The sequence below is a fragment of the Pseudomonas oryzihabitans genome (assembly GCF_024652905.1).
Taxonomy (GTDB): domain Bacteria; phylum Pseudomonadota; class Gammaproteobacteria; order Pseudomonadales; family Pseudomonadaceae; genus Chryseomonas; species Chryseomonas benzopyrenica.
The window spans coordinates 1,963,372-1,980,218 of the sequence record NZ_CP102428.1; the positions used below are offsets into that span (position 1 = coordinate 1,963,372).

A 16,847-nucleotide genomic window follows, 5' to 3' on the forward strand; every position below is an offset into this window, starting at 1 on the left:
GCAATTAATATCTAGGATTTCTGACATATTTTTGCAATCTTTTCACGCCAGGCTGCTGGATCTTCACCCTCAGCAAATGAATCTTTTTTAATCTGGATGAATTCGTCATCACTAACAGCGCCTTTGGAAATATCCCGAATCCAATTTTCAATAGACTTCCGGGATGCACCAGACAACGGCGACACGTACAGCATGGACTTCAATGCAAGCAAGTATTTGTATTGATCTTCTTCCGGAACCTTAGAACATTCGGAAGCAAGATAATCTGCAAAGCCTCTGTAGGACAATTCAGCACCGGAGAACCTGACCGCACGCGCCTCTGTTGAAAGACCGGAGGAATCGCATATAAATGCGCACAACTCGTTGTTCTCCAAACTAACCCCAGATGTTCCACCAAGGTGCCGGGAATTTCGATAGCGAATTAGGAAGCTCGACAGCAGAGCAGCAAAACCCATAGCATAAAAAACATAGTCGATCGAATCGTTTTTAAACAAAAGCGAGCTAGAGCTAGCCGCTGATAGATTTGTAGCCGTTACACCAGGAGCTCTAACAATGATCTGCGGCTCTCCTCTAACAGATCCCATTGATGCTAGAAAAGAAACCTTTACCCTCTCACCTGGATTAAGCAAGTCAGCGTAAAGCGCAGTAAACCCCTGCTCGCTTTCTTTTTTCAGCTTCACGCCTGGCGATGCCTCGACCTGGACCTCCGCAAAATCGGCTCCTGGCATACCGATCCGAACATAAGTTTGCGCTATTTCTTTTTTGCCAGAGTTTTGCACATCAATTAGGAAAATCCTTTTTGACGATGAAGCTCCTTCTAAAGAGGGCCCGCCAGATACTGTATAAGCCAACTCTGGCTCTTTCGTCGTTAGCCAATAAGTAGCAACACCAGCTGCAATTGTCGCGATACAGGTAATAATTGCTGTTATAACAGCGGGCTTGATACTGGACTCGCTCATAAGACCATCCTTGTCAGGAATTACTTTCCACTAGGTGAACCTCCTAAAGCTAGTGGCAAAAATGCTACAACGCAAACGGGATGGGAAATGCCGTGTATGCCAGCTTGTATGCGAGCGAATAGAGTTATCAAAAAACCCTTAAAACACGGGCATTACAGCGATATTTTTGGACGTAGTCGCTCGACCAATATGATCCGCAAGGGTTCCCCCAAGGCCCGCCTAGTGCGGGCCTCGTCGTTTCCGGGATTTTTCTTTAGCGCCCCAAAGCAGCGCCACCCTCCCCCTACCGCCGACTCAACGCCAGCTTCGCCGCGAACAGCAGAAAGACCACGCCCGTCACCCGATCCAACCAGCGGATCACCGCGGCGTTGCGCAGGGTCTCGCCCAGGGTGCGGGCGGCGCCGATCAGGGTCAGGGACCAGAGCAGGCTCAGCAGTACATGGATGGCGACCAGGCCGAAGGTCCAGGCGATCAGGGGTTGGCCCTGGGGGATGAACTGGGGCAGGAAGGACACATAGAAGATGCCGATCTTGGGATTGAGGACATTGCCGAGCAGGCCCTTGAGAAACCAGTTGGAGGCCGTACCGCCCTCGCCTGTCGTGGGTGCGAGGGCGGTACGGGGGCGCAGCAACAGGTTGAGGCCAAGCCAGCAGAGGTAGGCGGCGCCGCAGTACTTGAGCAGCGTATAGGCCAGTTCCGAGACCGCCAGCAACGCGCCCAGGCCAAAGGCCACGGCGGCGCCCCAGAGCAGGCAGCCGGCATTGATCCCCAGGGCCGCGCGCCAGGCCTGAGCGCGGCCTTCGACCGCGGCGGTGCGCAGGATCAGGGCGGTATCCAGGCCAGGGGTGATGGTGAGCAGGGAGGCGGCCAGGGTGAAGGCCAGCAGGTTGTCGGCGAGGAGCATGGCGGGACCTGTTGCGGCGTGTGGCTCGCAACGGTAGCACGCGCCAGGACAGCGATCAGCCTGCCCCTGTATCGCGAGGCCGCCCGCAGGCGGCCATGACGAGGCTCAGCCGGCGGCGCGGAAGGCCGGTTCCTGGTCGGCGATGTAGCGGGCGGCGGCGCGGCGGGCTTCCAGTTCGAAGGCCTGGGGGTGGCGATCGACGATGCGCTCCAGGGTGCCACGGGGAATGCCGTCGGCTTCGAAGTCGGTACGGCATTGCAGGGCGCCGGCGTGGCAGACGTTGCGCTCGACGGCTTCGATCAGGCCACCGGCGCGCAGGCTCTTGACGATGTTGTGGGGCAGACGACGACTGCGGCGCAGGGCGGCCGTGGCCGTGGCCAGAACGTCGAGAACCTCGTTTTCCACCGGGCTGAAGGGACCGTTGCCAAGCTTGCCCTTCTGCAGCAGATAACGACGGGAGAGCAGATTGCCTTGGCGTTCGAGGGCGTCTCTGGCCGCCAGGTCGAGGCGACCGCGGCTTTCCAGGCTGCGCTCTAGCGCGATGAGAAATTCCCAATCGGTGATCTGAGAAATCTGGGTGATGACTGCGTCCATGAAGCGCTCCTTGCCAGTCGGGAATAGATGGCACATTGATAGCGTTCGGCGTATTTGGTTCCCTGCCAAAGGGGCTTGCCGACGGACGTCATATCATTTGGCCAGTGCCGCCGTAGTCGTGCCGACGAACGTCTTCTTTCCAGGCACCAACGGTGGGATCACTGATGTGGGTCAAGGGCGATTGGGAAGTCGGCAGGCAGGGGGCGCTAGCGGCGCGGCAGCAGGTTTTCGACCAGCTGGCTGAGGTCGGCGACACTCCAGGGCTTGGGCAGGAAGGCCGCGCGACGCGGCAGGATGGCGAGGTCCTGGTCGATGTAGCCGGAGATGATGATGAAGGGCACCGTGGGCCAACTGACGGCGGCCAGCTGGGCGAAGGCCAGGCCGTCCAGCATGCCTGGCACGTTGACGTCGGCGATGACCAGCTTGGTATCGCTGCCGCGGGCGTCCATGTGCGCCAGGGCCTCGTCGCTGGAAGCCACCGCCACGACGTCCAGTCCCTGTTCGGTCAGGATTTCGGTCAGCAGCTCGCGCTGCCCCGGATCGTCTTCCAGAACAAGAATTTGTCTTTGTATATCAAGGCTTCTCGGCTTCATGGCAGCTCAGACATCGGATGCCGGAGAGGTTCTCCGCAAACTTACCTAACGGTCACCTGAGAGAGGTGAGCGGTACACTGGCAAATTGCCGCCAAAGCCGCGCCGCGCCTGGCTTTCAGCCCAGCAAAGGAGGATGCCAGACGGCCTCGGACGACGCGCCAGTGAAGTTTTTTCGCCGCTTGGCTGTCTGAGGACCATACCGCCCCATTTTGCCTGCGCAAGGATTCCGCCCCCCGTGAGCCGACAGCACCCACCCCGCAAGGCGCGGGTCGATAATTCAGCGACGAGCGATGTTTCGCACGAGGGCAAGAACATCTTCTTCGCCGCGGTGGAAACGACGCGGATGCCGATGCTGATCACCGATCCCAACCAGCCGGACAATCCGATCCTCTTCGCCAACAATGCCTTCACCGAGATGACCGGCTACCAGGTGGACGAGCTGCTGGGGCGCAATTGCCGGTTCCTGCAGGGGCCGGAGACGGATCGCTCGGTGGTCGCCCAGGTTCGCGAGGCGGTGGAGCAGGAGCGCGAGGTCTCGGTGGAGATCATCAATTACCGCAAGGATGGCTCGACCTTCTGGAATGCGCTGTTCGTCTCGCCGGTGTACAACGAAGCGGGCGAGCTGACCTACTACTTCGCGTCCCAGCTGGACGTCAGCCGCCGTCGCGACGCCGAGGATGCCCTGCGCCAGGCGCAGAAGATGGAGGCCCTCGGCCAGCTCACCGGCGGTATCGCCCACGACTTCAACAACCTGCTGCAGGTGATGATGGGCTATATCGACATCATCCAGCGCACCGCGGAAAAGCCCAGCTTCGACCAGGAGCGCATCGTTCGCAGCGCGACCCATGCCAAGTCCGCAGCCGAACGCGCCAGCACCCTCACCCAGCAATTGCTGGCCTTCTCGCGCAAGCAGAAGCTCGAAGGCCGGGTGCTGAATCTGAACAACCTGATTCGCTCCTCCCACGAACTGGCCGAGCGGACCCTGGGCGATGTGGAGATCCGCACCCAGCTGGATCCGAACCTGTGGAATTGCCGCATCGATCCGACCCAGGCCGAGGTGGCGCTGCTCAATATCTTGATCAATGCGCGAGACGCCCTGGCGGATCGAGCGCAACCCAGCCTGGGCATCGAGACGCGCAACGTCGAGGTGCGCGAACTGGCCAACATGTCCTACGACGGCCTCATGCCGGGCCGTTACGTCAGCCTGGCGATCACCGACAACGGCCACGGCATGCCAGCCAGCATCCGGGACCGGGTGATGGATCCCTTCTTCACCACCAAGGAGGAAGGCAAGGGCTCGGGGCTGGGTCTGTCGATGGTCTATGGCTTCGCCAAGCAATCCGGCGGCACGGTGCGCATCTATTCGGAAGAGGACGTCGGCACCACCCTGCGCCTGTACTTCCCGGTGGACGACAGCCACATCACCCATCAGCAGGGCGAGCAGCGCTCGGAGCGCCGTAATGGCACCGAACGCATCCTGGTGGTGGAAGACCGCCCGGACGTCGCCGAATTGGCCAAGCTGGTGCTGGAAGACTATGGCTATACGGCGCAGATCGCCTTCAACGCCAGCGAGGCCCTGCGCGTGCTGCGGGAGACCGAACAGCCCTTCGATCTGCTCTTCACCGATCTGATCATGCCGGGCGGCATGAACGGCGTGATGCTGGCGCGGGAGGTGAAACGCCTGCATCCGGAGATCAAGGTGCTACTCACCACCGGCTATGCCGAGAACTCCCTGGAGCGCACCGACATCGGCGGTTCGGAATTCGATGTGATCTCCAAGCCCTATATCCCCAACGATCTGGCGCGCAAGATCCGCCGGGTACTGGATGGCCCGAACGGGATCGCCTAAGCATCGCGCCGCGCCAGCCGGTACCGACGTATCGGTATGGCCGGGTGACCGCCTGTCACAGTGGCCTGGCGCCGGCGACAGCATTAGACTGACCATTAACAAGGTGCGGGTCTTGCCGTCACCCTCTCCCGCCGAGGTCTTTCGGCGTGCTGCCGTCACTGCCTGCACCTTGCCGCCGCCCTGTCGAGTCCGCTCGGGGCGCAGGCTGGGCCGCGTATATCCTGTGTTTTTCGCTTCCGCCACCACGAGGTCCGGTCATCCATGAGTTCTCCCAGCCAGTCAATTATCGCGACAGGCAATGCCGGTCTGGATCAGGTGTTACGCGGCGGTTTGCCCAAGGACCGGCTCTATTTGCTGGAAGGCACCCCGGGGTCGGGCAAGACCACCCTGGGCCTGCAATTTCTCTTCGAGGGGGTGCGTCGAGGCGAGTCGGTGCTGTACATCACCCTGTCGGAAACCAGCGAGGAGTTGCAGAGCGTCGCCGAATCCCACGGCTGGAGCCTGGAAGGCATGCACCTGTTCGAACTGTCGGCTGCCGATGCGGTGCTGGGCGGCGCGCAGGAGCAGACCATCCTGCACCCCTGGGAATCCGAATTGGGCGATACCATCGAGTTGATCCAGACCCGGGTGGATGAGCTCAAGCCAAGCCGACTGGTGTTCGACAGCCTGTCGGAGATGCGCCTGCTGGCCCAGGACCCGCTGCGCTATCGACGCCAGGTGCTGGCGCTCAAGCAATTCTTCGCCGGCCGCGGCCTCACCGTCCTGTTGGTAGATGACCTGACCACCAGCGGCGGCGAGCGGGACAATCATCTGCACAGCCTCTGCCACGGCGTGTTGACCCTGGAACGCCTGACCCTGGACTTCGGCGCCGCTCGTCGCCGCCTGCAGATCCAGAAGCTGCGCGGCCGGGACTTCGTCGCCGGCTATCACGACTTCACCATCCGCCATGGCGGCCTGGAGGTCTATCCGCGGATGATCGCCGCGGGGCGCTACCAGGATTTCGCCGGCGAGCCGGTACCCAGCAGCATCGCCGACATGGATGCCCTGTTGCACGGCGGGCCCTTGCGTGGCACCAGCACCCTGATCACCGGGCCGGCCGGCACCGGCAAGACGACCCTGGCCCTGCAGTACGTGATGGCCGCCTGCGCCCGCGGCGAGAGGTGCGCCCTCTATGAATTCGACGAGCGCATCGGCACCCTGCTCAAGCGTGCGGAAAGCATGGGGATGCCACTGCTGCGCTATATCGAGGAAGGCCTGCTGGTGGTTCACCAGATCGATCCCGCCGAGCTGTCTCCCGGTGAATTCGCCTGGCGCGTGCGGCGAGACGTCGAGGAGGACAACTGCCGGATGCTGGTGCTGGACAGCCTCAACGGCTACCTCGCCGCCATGCCCCAGGAACAGCAGTTGATCCTGCAGCTGCACGAATTGCTCTCCTATCTGAGCCAGTCCGGGGTCGTGACCTTTCTCATCAACCCCCAGCACGGCCTGGTCGGCTCGATGACCTCCAGCCTGGACATCTCCTATATCGCCGACACCGTGGTGCTGATTCGCTTCTTCGAGGCCCAGGGACGCCTGCGCAAGGCCATCTCCATCCTCAAGCATCGCGGGGGTGGCCATGAGGATGCGATTCGGGAATTGCGCATCGACACCCGGGGCATCCGCGTGGGCCAGCCCCTGGTGGACTTCCGCGGCGTGCTGACCGGGACCCCGGAATACTTCGGTGCCAAGCAACCCCTGATGGAAGAGCGCGATTGACCGAGACCACGACGCCGGCCTGTGAGCTGATCATCTGCGCCCCGTTGCGGGGTGACGCGGCCAGTCTGCAGCGCCTCTTCACCCAGGGCTACCACACGCGTTACCTGGCCAGCCTCGACGAGGTCGCCGCCGCGCTGGGCGACGAGACGGGCATCATCGTGTTCACCGAAGAGGCCCTGCGCCAGGACCTGCAGGCGCTGGCAGAGGCGCTGGAGCGGCAACCGACCTGGTCGGATATCCCGCTGGTGCTGCTGGCCTCCGACGCCAAGCGCTCGGGCCGCGGCAATGACCTCCTGCGTCGGCAGCTGCCGGCGGCGACCACCAACCTGGTCATCCTGGAGCGCCCGCTGAGCGGTGCCTCGCTGCTGAGCAGCGTGGCCGCGGCCTGGCGTTCGCGCCTGCGCCAGTTCGAGATGCGCGACCGCCTCGCCGAACTCGCCCAGGAACGCGAGCGCATGCAGACACTGCTGGAGAACCTGCCGGTCGGCGTGTGCTTCATGGACAGCGAAGGCCGCACCCTGGTCAGCAATCCCTTCTATGAGCAGCATGTGCCCGGTCAGCGCATCCCCTCCCAGCAACCCGAGGAAGCCACACGCTGGACCGCGCTCGACGACAGTGGACGCCTCTTGCCGCCCGAGCGCTTTCCGGGTGCCCGCGCCCTGGCTGGCGAACGGGTCAAGGGCCAGGATTTCTATCACACCACCGCGACCGGCGAGGAATCCTGGTTGCGGGTAAGCGCGGTGCCCCTGCACGACGCCACCCAGCGGATCATCGGGGCGACCACGGTGATCGCCGACATCAGCGACGAAAAGCGCGCCGAACTGGCCTTGCGCCGCTTCAACGAAGAACTGGAATTCCAGGTCGAGGAACGCACCCGGACCCTGGCCCACACCCTCAGCGAGCTGCAACGGGAGACCGTCGAGCGCAGTCGCGCCGAGGAGCAGTTGCGCCAGTCACTGAAGATGGAAGCGGTCGGCCAGCTCACCGGCGGCATCGCCCATGACTTCAACAACATGCTAACCGGGGTGCTGGGCGCGCTGGATCTGATGAAGATCAAGAACAAGGGCCAGCTGGCGGGGCTTGAGCGCTACATGGAAGCCGCTCAGCATTCGGCGCACCGGGCGGCGGCGCTGACCCAGCGGCTGCTGGCCTTTTCCCGGCGGCAATCGCTGGAATCCCGGCCAATGTCCGCCAATGACCTGATCCTGGCGCTGCAGGACCTGCTGCAACGCACGGTGAGCGAGCAGATCTCGGTGACCCTGGCGCTGGCCGATGACCTGCCCTGGATCCTGGCGGATGCCAACCAGCTGGAGAATGCCCTGCTCAACCTGGTGATCAATGCCCGCGATGCCATGCCGCACGGCGGTGTCATCACCCTGGAGACCTATCCGCTGACGGTCACCGAGCCGGGTAGCGGGGATGATGCGCTGGCCCTGGGCGACTACGTCTGCCTTGAGGTCCGGGACACCGGGACCGGCATCCCCGAGCGCCTGCTCGGCAAGGTGCTCGAACCCTTCTTCACCACCAAGCCCCAGGGCCAGGGCACGGGGCTGGGTCTGTCGATGGTCTATGGCTTCGCCCGGCAGAGCAACGGCCGCCTGACCATCGCCAGCGACACGACGGGGACGCGGGTTTGCGTCTGCCTGCCGGCGGCCGAGCAGCGCCGCGAACCCAAGCGGATCGAGCCGGCCGAATTCGTCCAGGGCGCTGGCGAGACCATCCTCCTGGTGGAGGACGACGATGCGGTGCGGCTGGTCAACCAGGAGGCGCTGGAAGCCCTGGGTTATCGCGTCTGGAGCGCGGCCGAAGGCAAGGCCGCGTTGCATCTGCTGGAGCAGATCCCGCGGCTGGATCTGCTGGTGACCGATGTGGGCCTGCCGGGCCTCAATGGTCGCCAGCTGGCGGAGGTGATCCAGCAGCTCAGACCGCGGCTGCCGGTGCTGTTCCTCACCGGCTACGCCGAGGGCGCGCTCAGTAGGACCAGCTTCCTGGGTGGTAACATGGAATTGATGACCAAGCCCTTCACCCTGGACCGGTTGGCCGCGCAGGTCGCCGCCATGCTGTCCGGGTCCGCCAATCGGGCCGTGGTGCCCTCCTGAGGTCGCCGCTGCCCCACGAACTGACCAAGGCACCCATGACCACCCAGATCCGCCCCGCCCGCCGCACCGACGCCGCCCGCATCCATGCATTGATCGTCGAGTTGGCCGACTACGAAAAGGCCATCCACGAGGTCCTGGCCAGCCCGGCCCAGATCGAGGCCACGCTATTCGCCGCCGACACCCCGACCCGCGCCCTGGTCGCCGAGCAGGAAGGTGTGGTGGTGGGCTATGCCGTGTATTTCTACAGCTATTCCACCTGGTTGGGCCGCAACGGCATCTACCTGGAAGACCTCTATGTGAGCCCCAGCGCCCGCGGCACCGGCCTGGGCAAGGGCCTGCTGCGCGAGCTGGCCCGCGAGGCGGTGGCCAACGATTGCGGTCGCCTGGAATGGAGCGTGCTGGACTGGAACGCCCCCGCCATCGACTTCTACGAAAGCCTGGGCGCCCAGGCCCAGAGCGAATGGGTACGCTATCGCCTGGATGGCGCCGCGCTGCGGGATTTCGCCGAAAGCGGGCGATAGGCTTTCGTAGGTTGGGCTGAGCGCAGTGAAGCCCAACAGCTCTTGTCCCGGCGCCGGATTTGTTGGGCTTCGACGGTAGAGCCGTCTCAACCCAACCTACGGTGATCGCGGCATGGTCACGATAGATGGACCGCCGTAGGTTGGGTTGAGCGCAGCGAAGCCCAATAGCTGTTGCCCTGGCGCCGGATTTGTTGGGCTTCGACGATAGAGCCGTCTCAGCCAAACCTACGCTGATCGCGGCCATGGTCACGATAGATGGACCGCCGTAGGTTGGGCTGAGCGCAGCGAAGCCCAACGAGCGATGCTTCGGGCGTGTGATGTTGGGCTTCGACGGTAGAGCCGTCTCAGCTCAACCTACGGTGATCGCGGCCATGACATGGTCACGATAGCTGGACCGCCATAGGTTGGGTTGAGCGTAGCAAAGCCCAACAGCTGTTGCCCCGGCGCCGGATTTGTTGGGCTTCGACGGTAGAGCCGTCTCAGCTCAACCTACCGTGATCGCGGCGTTGGCGGTCCGCTCCGACACCCTGGCTCCTCGTAGGAGCGGCCCATGGCCGCGATCCGTATCAGCCGGCGCGTGGAAACGGCGCAGCCTTTTCCGCTGGGGGCTTCGGCAGGGGGGCGCCCTCACCCCAGCCCTCTCCCAGAGGGAGAGGGGGTTGTCCGAGTGAGAATCAGATCTTTGCCATTCCTGAAAAATCGCAAGCGACCGGTACAAGCCGGACCGCCCTGATCAACACCTATTACAGATCCGCCAACTCCACCTGCGCCGGGCGGCGTTGCATCAGCACCTTGCCGTGGCGGATAGAATACAGCGGCAGGCCCTGGCTGCGGACCATCTCGTAGTCGCTCTCGGCGGACAGCACCAGCAGATTGGCGGGGCGCCCCTCCTCCAGGCCATAGCGGTCGCCCAGGCACAGTGCCTTGGCACTGTTCACCGTGACCAGATCCAGCGCCGACTGCAGGTTGCGATAGCCGAGCATGTGGCAGATGTGCAGCCCCGCCTCCAGCACCCGCAGGATGTTGCCGTTGCCCAGCGGATACCAGGGATCGACGATGGAATCCTGGGCGAAGCAGACGTTGAGGCCGGCCTCCAGCAGCTCGTTGACCCGGGTCACGCCGCGGCGCTTGGGAAAGCTGTCGAAGCGGCCCTGCAGGTGGATGCTCTCGGTCGGGCAGGAAATGAAGTTGATGCCGGCATGGGTCAGTAGGCGAAACAGCTTGGCGCAGTAGGCGTTGTCGTAGGAGCCCATGGCGGTGGTATGGCTGGCGGTGACCCGTGCGCCCATGCCGCGGCTGCGCGCCTCTTCGGCCAGCACCTCCAGAAAGCGCGAATGCGGATCGTCGGTCTCGTCGCAATGGACGTCCACCAGGCAACCAGTACGCTCGGCCAGGTCCATGAGGAATTTCACCGAGCTTACGCCCTGGTCGCGGGTGTACTCGAAGTGCGGAATGCCGCCGACCACATCGGCGCCCAGGCGAATCGACTCCTCCATCAGCTCGCGGCCGTTCTTGAAGGATTCGATGCCCTCCTGGGGAAAGGCGACGATCTGCAGATCGATCAGGTGGGCGGTTTCCTCGCGCACCTCCAGCATGGCCTTGAGCGCGGCCAGGGACGGATCGGTGACGTCGACATGGGTGCGCACGTGCTGGATGCCGTGGGCGGCCAGGGCGCGGATGGTGCGCGTGGCGCGGGTCTTGGTGTCTTCCCGGGTGATGGTGGCCTTGCGCTCGCCCCAGCATTCGATGCCTTCGAACAGGGTGCCGCTCATGTTCCAGCGCGGCTCGCCGGCGGTCAGGGTGGCATCGAGGTGGATGTGCGGCTCGACGAATGGCGGCACCACCAGGTTGCCAGCGGCGTCGATGTCGTCCGGCCCCACCGCGGGGGGCATCAACTGCTCGGCGATGGCGGCGATGCGCCCGCCTTCGAGGCGGATGTCGTACAGGCCTTCGCGGTCACGCAGGCGGGCGTTGAGGATGCGCATGGTGGATCTCCCTAGAGCGAGGCAGGAGCAGTAGTACGCCCCCGAGTCAGTCCATTGAACACGCCATAGGCCAGTGCCGCCACCCCGATACCCACCAGCGGTGCGACCCAGGGTGAGCCGAAGGCGGCGATGGTGCCCAGGCCATAGGCGGCCAGGCCCGGCCAGTTGTAGTGCGGCAGGCAGGCCTCGGCGAGCAAGGGATAGCGCCCGCGATGGCGCAGCCAGAAGTCGGCGACGATCACCCCGCCGATGGGCGGGATCACCGTGCCGAGCAGCACCAGATAGGGCACCAGCAGGTCGTACATGCCCAGCACGGCCAGGGCGGTGCCGATCAGGGCGCCGGCCAGGGTCACGGTCTTGCGGCGATCGGTACGCACCAGGTTGCAGCCGGCCACGGCGAAGTTGTAGATGGTGTTGTCCTGGGTGCTCCAGATGTTGAGCAGCAGCATGGCCAGGGCGGCGGTGGCGAAGCCCTGCAGCATCAGCACCTCCACCACGTCGGGCTGCTGGTAGACGATGGCGCCATAGGCGCCGATCAGCACCATCAGGCCGTTGCCGAGGAAGAAGCCGATCAGGCTGGCCAGCACCGCCACTCGCGTGGAGCGGGCGAAGCGCGTCCAGTTGGTGGCCTGGGTGGCACCGCTGACGAAGGTGCCGAATACCAGGGTGATGGCGGTGGACAGGTCCAGGCTGCTGCTGGGTTGGATCGCCAGCAGGCCGGCCAGGCCGCCGGCCTTGGCGGTGGTCACGCTCATGGACAGGATCAGCAGCAGCGCCATGGCCGGCACGGCGATCCAGGAAAGGATCTCCAGGCCGCGATAGCCGATGTAGGCAGTGGCGCAGAAGCCCAGGCCGAATACCGCCATCAGCGCCAGCACCGCGCCCTGCTCCAGGCCGAAGTACTTGCCCAGCACCACGGCGGCGGTGGCCGTACCCCAGGCGTACCAGCCGATCTGGGTGAAGCCGAGGATGAGGTCGCACAGCTTGCTGCCGCGCTCGCCGAAGGCGAAGCGCCCCATCAGCACCGAGTTGAGGCCGCTGCGACAGGCGATATGGCCGAGGGCGGCGGCATAGAGACCCAGCAGCAGGTTGCCGAGGGCGATCACCAGCAGCAGGTCGGCGAAACCGAAGGCCACTCCCAGCTTGCCGCCGGCGAACATGGTGGCGGTAAAGAAGGTGAAGCCCAGCAGCACCATGGCCAGGGAGGCCAAGCCCTTGCGGGCCTCGGGCGGGACTTCGCTCAGGGGGTAGTCGTTGCCAGCGTTGCTCATGGCGATCTCCTGGGGATGGGCGTGCTTGTCCTTAGCAGTGCCCGTGCCAGGCATCGTCGAGCGGCGTGGCAGAGCCGTGGCGGAGCCGCAGGTCCGCAGCTGGGGCCCACCTTTGGTGCAAGGGAGCGCCCCTGTGCCTTGGCCGGGGGCGGTCAAGTGTGAGACGGTTGCCGCGGCCGTCTCACAAGGAAAAGATCATGACCACGCCACGCCTCGCCGTCCTGGGTTCCGGTCTCATGGGCATCGGCATCGCCGTGCATCTCGCCCGCCACGGCCATGCCGTGCGCCTGCAGGATGTCGACCCCGCCCGTCTCGCCGAGGTGGCCGCCACCGCGCGTACCCTGCTCGCCGAGCTGGAAGAAGCCGACATCGCCGTGGACACCGAGGCGGTCGTCGCCCGCCTCACGACGACGACCGAGCTTGCCGATCTCGCCGACTGCGACCTGCTGTTCGAAGCCGTGCCCGAGCGCCTGGAGCTCAAGCACCAGCTCTATGCCCAGCTCGAAGCCGTGCTGCGCCCCGACGCCCTGATCGCCAGCAACACCAGCGGCCTGCCACCGGACGAACTGGCCGCGCACCTGCGCCATCCCGAACGCCTGCTGATCGCCCACTTCTGGAATCCGCCGCACTTCATTCCCCTGGTGGAGCTGGTGCCCGGCACGGCCACCCTGCCCGCTCACCTGGAGGCCGTGCGCCAACTGCTGGAAGCCGCCGACCTGGAGGCCGTGGTCCTGCAGCGCGCCATTCCCGGCTTCGTCGGCAATCGACTGCAATTCGCCCTGCTGCGCGAAGCCCTGCACATCGTACAGAGCGGCGCGGCGGACGCCGAGACGGTGGACCGGGTGATGCGTGCCTCCCTCGGTCGGCGCTATGCCATGGTCGGTCCGCTGGAAGCGGCGGACATGGGTGGCCTGGATACCTTTCGCGACATCGCCCGGCATCTCTGGCCGACCCTGGCGCGGGACGAGGCCCCGCTGCAGCTGCTGGAAGACCAGGTGGCCGCCGGCCGTACCGGCCTGCGCAGCGGCCACGGCTTCCATGAGTGGGACGCCGCGCGGCGCGAGCGCATCGTCCAGCGGCGCCTGCACCAGCTGCGCCATGCGCTGAAGCCATGAGCCGCACCCCGCCGGGTCTGCCCGGGCTGGAAGACTACGCCGACATCCGCCAGCGGGCGATCCGCTCGCTGTTCGAGATCATCGAGCAGACCAGCAACGGCACGGTAATCGTCGACCGCGAGGCGCGCATCGTCTGGATCAACCAGAGATACGCCCAGCACTTCGGCCTGCCGGATGCCGCCGCCGCCATCGGCCAGCCGGTGGAGCAGATCATTCCCCACAGCCTCTTGCGCGAGGTGGCGCGCAATGGCCAGCCGATCCTGCTGGACATGCTGGAGACCCGCAACGGACCGCTGGTGGTGATGCGCCTGCCGATCCATACCGACGAGGGCGAACTGATCGGCGCCATCGGCTTCGCCCTGTTCGACCAGTTGCAGCAACTGGCGCCGCTGGTGACCCGCTACCTGCGCATCCAGGAAGAGCTGGCCACCACTCGGCGCTCGCTGCAGCATGCGCGCACCGCCAAGTACGGCTTCGGCCACTTCGTCGGCAGCGGCCCGGCCAGCCTGGAGGTCAAGCGCCGCGCCCGGCGCGCTGCCGCCAGCGAGGCCGCAGTGCTGCTGCTGGGCGAGACCGGTACCGGCAAGGAGCTGCTGGCCCACGCCATCCACGGCGCCTCGCCACGCGCAGGGCGACCCTTCGTCAGCATCAATGCTGCCGCCATCCCGGAAGGCTTGCTGGAAGCGGAATTCTTCGGCACCGCGCCGGGTGCCTTTACCGGCGCCGAACGCCGGGCACGTCCAGGCAAGTTGCAGATCGCCCAGGGCGGCACCCTGTTTCTCGACGAGATCGGCGACATGCCCCTGGCCTTGCAGGCCAAGTTGCTAAGGGTGCTGCAGGAAAAGGAGTACGAGCCACTGGGCTCCAACGAGGTACTGGCCTGCGACGTGCGAATGATCGCTGCTACCTCGCGTGACCTGGAGGCGGCCGTGGCTGAAGGACGCTTTCGCGCCGATCTCTATTACCGCCTCAACGTGCTGCCGATCCGCATCCCGCCCCTGCGTGAGCGCCTGGACGACCTGGCGGTGCTGGCCGAGGCCATCCTCGACAGTCTGCCCCAGGTGGGCGGACAGCCCACCCCTGAACTCACCGCCGATGGCCTGGCGCTGCTGCAGCGCCAACCCTGGCCCGGCAACGTGCGCGAGTTGCGCAACGTGCTGGAGCGCGCGGTGCTCTTAGGTGACGACAGCCAGCTGGACGCCAGGGCACTGGCCGCGGCGCTGGATGGGGCCCCCGCACCTGCCACAGCAGGTCAATCCCTCCCTGGCCCGAGCGGCGAAACCTATGCCGAAGCCCGCCAGCGCTTCGACCGCGAGCTGTTGCAGGACACCCTGGCCGCCTGCGGCGGCAAGGTGGACGAGGCCGCCCGGCGTCTGGGTCTGGGGCGGTCTACGCTGTACAAGAAGCTGGTGGCGCTAGGGTTGATGTCTCGAATATGAGATATGTCCATATATAGAGACATAGCTTGTAGGCGCGGCCCGTGGCCGCGATGGATCGTCAATCGCGGCCATGGGCCGCTCCTACAGGTCACGACCGTAGGTTGGGTTGAGACGGCTCTATCGTCGAAGCCCAATATGAAAGGCCATGGGCTGATGTTGAGCTTCGCTTCGCTCAACCCAACCTACGGGGTCCAGCTTTTGAGACAATTTACCGCTAGCTGGCGAAGATCGAAATAAAAATTCATGCAAAACAATAGCTTATAAAGCTGGCACGGTTCTGGCTCCTGTATTCGGGCGATCCCTGTATCGCCCTATAACAACAAGAACCGCTTCGCCTCATGCGAAGCTCTAGGAGAAGCCATGAGTGTCCTGATCGCACTCGCTGCCCTGGCGCTGCTGATGTTCGCCGCCTACCGGGGTTTCAGTGTCATCCTCTTCGCCCCCCTCGCCGCCCTCGGCGCCGTGTTGCTCACCGATCCCTCCGCCGTGGCGCCCGCCTTCACCGGGGTATTCATGGACAAGATGGTGGGCTTTCTCAAACTCTACTTCCCGGTGTTCATGCTGGGCGCCCTGTTCGGCAAGTTGATCGAGCTGTCGGGCTTTTCCCGCGCCATCGTCGCTGCGGCCATCCGCCTGCTCGGTCGCGAACGGGCCATCCCGGTGATCGTCGCGGTCTGCGCCCTGCTGACCTATGGCGGCGTGTCGCTGTTCGTGGTGGTCTTCGCCGTCTATCCCTTCGCCGCCGAGATGTTTCGCCAGAGCGACATCCCCAAGCGACTGATCCCGGCCACCATCGCCCTGGGCGCCTTCTCCTTCACCATGGATGCCCTGCCCGGCACCCCGCAGATCCAGAACATCATCCCCACCAGCTTCTTCCAGACCACCGCCTGGGCCGCGCCCTGGCTGGGCCTGGCCGGGTCGCTGTTCGTCATCGCGGTGGGCCTTACCTACCTCGGCAGCGCCCGCCGCAAGGCCCGCAACAGTGGCGAAGGCTATGCCAGCGTGCCGCTGCGCAACGAACCCGAGACCGCCGCCGACCTGCCGCTGCCCAATCCCTGGCTGGCCCTGGCACCGCTGGTGCTGGTGGGCGTGCTCAACCTGCTGCTGACCCGCTGGATTCCCGATTGGTACGGCGCCACCCATAACCTGGCGCTGCCGGGCATGGCCAAGCCAGTGACCCAGGAGGTGGCCAAGCTGACCGGCATCTGGGCGGTGGAAGGCGCGCTGCTGGCGGGCATCCTGCTGGTGCTGGCCACGGGTTTCGGCGCCATCCGCGGGCGGTTGGCCGAGGGCAGCAAGACCGCCGTCTCCGGCGCCCTGCTAGCCGGGATGAACACGGCGTCCGAATACGGTTTCGGCGCGGTGATCGCCGCCCTGCCCGGCTTCGTGCTCTTCGCCCAGGGCCTCAAGGCCATCCCCGATCCGCTGATCAACGAGGCGGTGAGCGTGACCCTGCTGGCCGGCATCACCGGCTCGGCCTCCGGTGGCATGAGCATCGCCCTGGCCGCCATGAGCGACACCTTCATCGCCGCCGCCAATGCCGCGGGCATCCCGCTGGAGGTGCTGCACCGGGTGGCGGCCATGGCCAGTGGTGGCATGGACACCCTGCCGCACAACGGCGCGGTGATCACCCTGCTGGCGGTGACCGGCCTGACCCACCGCGAAGCCTATGGCGGCGTGTTCAAGATCACCCTGATCAAGACCGTGGCGGTGTTCTTCGTCATCGCCCTCTACTACCTGACCGGCCTCGTCTAAGGAGACAA

General features: G+C 64.9%; 13 protein-coding genes. 7 read left to right on the plus strand and 6 right to left on the minus strand.

What is annotated here, in order from left to right; translation table 11 throughout:
• Positions 1 to 11: 11 nt before the first annotated feature.
• From NRG74_RS09180 to NRG74_RS09195, 4 genes are all read right to left on the minus strand, one after another.
• Positions 12 to 959, minus strand: coding sequence for a hypothetical protein (locus tag NRG74_RS09180; RefSeq protein WP_257706336.1), 948 nt, complete (start codon positions 957 to 959; stop codon positions 12 to 14).
• Positions 960 to 1,242: 283 nt separating this feature from the next.
• Positions 1,243 to 1,863 (minus strand): LysE family translocator, encoded by a 621-nt coding sequence (locus tag NRG74_RS09185; protein ID WP_257706337.1) that lies wholly within the window; start codon positions 1,861 to 1,863, stop codon positions 1,243 to 1,245.
• Between the two features lie 105 nt (positions 1,864 to 1,968).
• Complete coding sequence (locus NRG74_RS09190; protein ID WP_184291064.1) at positions 1,969 to 2,457, minus strand: hypothetical protein; 489 nt, start codon at positions 2,455 to 2,457, stop codon at positions 1,969 to 1,971.
• A 206-nt stretch (positions 2,458 to 2,663) separates the two neighbouring features.
• Positions 2,664 to 3,050, minus strand: coding sequence for a response regulator (locus NRG74_RS09195; RefSeq protein ID WP_082900412.1), 387 nt, complete (start codon positions 3,048 to 3,050; stop codon positions 2,664 to 2,666).
• 235 nt (positions 3,051 to 3,285) lie between these two features.
• Here NRG74_RS09195 and NRG74_RS09200 point away from each other — a divergent pair, with 235 nt between their 5' ends.
• The 4 genes from NRG74_RS09200 (at position 3,286) to NRG74_RS09215 (ending at position 9,274) form a co-directional block, all read left to right on the plus strand.
• Positions 3,286 to 4,899: a hybrid sensor histidine kinase/response regulator gene (locus NRG74_RS09200; RefSeq protein ID WP_026083928.1), complete on the plus strand. Its 1,614-nt coding sequence runs from the start codon at positions 3,286 to 3,288 to the stop codon at positions 4,897 to 4,899.
• Between the two features lie 261 nt (positions 4,900 to 5,160).
• Positions 5,161 to 6,654, plus strand: coding sequence for an ATPase domain-containing protein (locus tag NRG74_RS09205; protein WP_064308015.1), 1,494 nt, complete (start codon positions 5,161 to 5,163; stop codon positions 6,652 to 6,654).
• Positions 6,651 to 8,753, plus strand: a complete 2,103-nt coding sequence (locus NRG74_RS09210; RefSeq protein WP_257706338.1) for an ATP-binding protein — start codon at positions 6,651 to 6,653, stop codon at positions 8,751 to 8,753. The genes NRG74_RS09205 and NRG74_RS09210 overlap by 4 nt, the downstream gene beginning before the upstream one ends.
• Before the next feature lie 35 nt (positions 8,754 to 8,788).
• Positions 8,789 to 9,274 carry a GNAT family N-acetyltransferase gene (locus NRG74_RS09215; RefSeq protein WP_064308013.1) on the plus strand — a complete coding sequence of 162 codons (486 nt, stop codon included), beginning with the start codon at positions 8,789 to 8,791 and terminating at the stop codon, positions 9,272 to 9,274.
• 743 nt (positions 9,275 to 10,017) lie between these two features.
• Here the strand turns inward: NRG74_RS09215 and codA are convergent.
• Positions 10,018 to 11,259, minus strand: coding sequence for a cytosine deaminase (codA, locus tag NRG74_RS09220; RefSeq protein WP_257706339.1), 1,242 nt, complete (start codon positions 11,257 to 11,259; stop codon positions 10,018 to 10,020).
• Between the two features lie 11 nt (positions 11,260 to 11,270).
• A complete protein-coding gene (gene codB / locus NRG74_RS09225) occupies positions 11,271 to 12,530 on the minus strand; it encodes a cytosine permease (protein ID WP_437181171.1) in 1,260 nt (419 codons plus the stop codon).
• A gap of 197 nt (positions 12,531 to 12,727) precedes the next feature.
• Between codB and NRG74_RS09230 the strand changes: the two genes are divergently transcribed.
• The 3 genes from NRG74_RS09230 (at position 12,728) to NRG74_RS09240 (ending at position 16,839) form a co-directional block, all read left to right on the plus strand.
• Complete coding sequence (locus NRG74_RS09230) at positions 12,728 to 13,645, plus strand: 3-hydroxyacyl-CoA dehydrogenase family protein (RefSeq protein WP_257706340.1); 918 nt, start codon at positions 12,728 to 12,730, stop codon at positions 13,643 to 13,645.
• Positions 13,642 to 15,084, plus strand: a complete 1,443-nt coding sequence (locus NRG74_RS09235) for a sigma-54 interaction domain-containing protein (protein ID WP_257706341.1) — start codon at positions 13,642 to 13,644, stop codon at positions 15,082 to 15,084. The genes NRG74_RS09230 and NRG74_RS09235 overlap by 4 nt, the downstream gene beginning before the upstream one ends.
• Before the next feature lie 360 nt (positions 15,085 to 15,444).
• Positions 15,445 to 16,839, plus strand: a complete 1,395-nt coding sequence (locus tag NRG74_RS09240) for a GntP family permease (protein ID WP_017641834.1) — start codon at positions 15,445 to 15,447, stop codon at positions 16,837 to 16,839.
• The last annotated feature ends 8 nt before the right edge of the window (positions 16,840 to 16,847 follow it).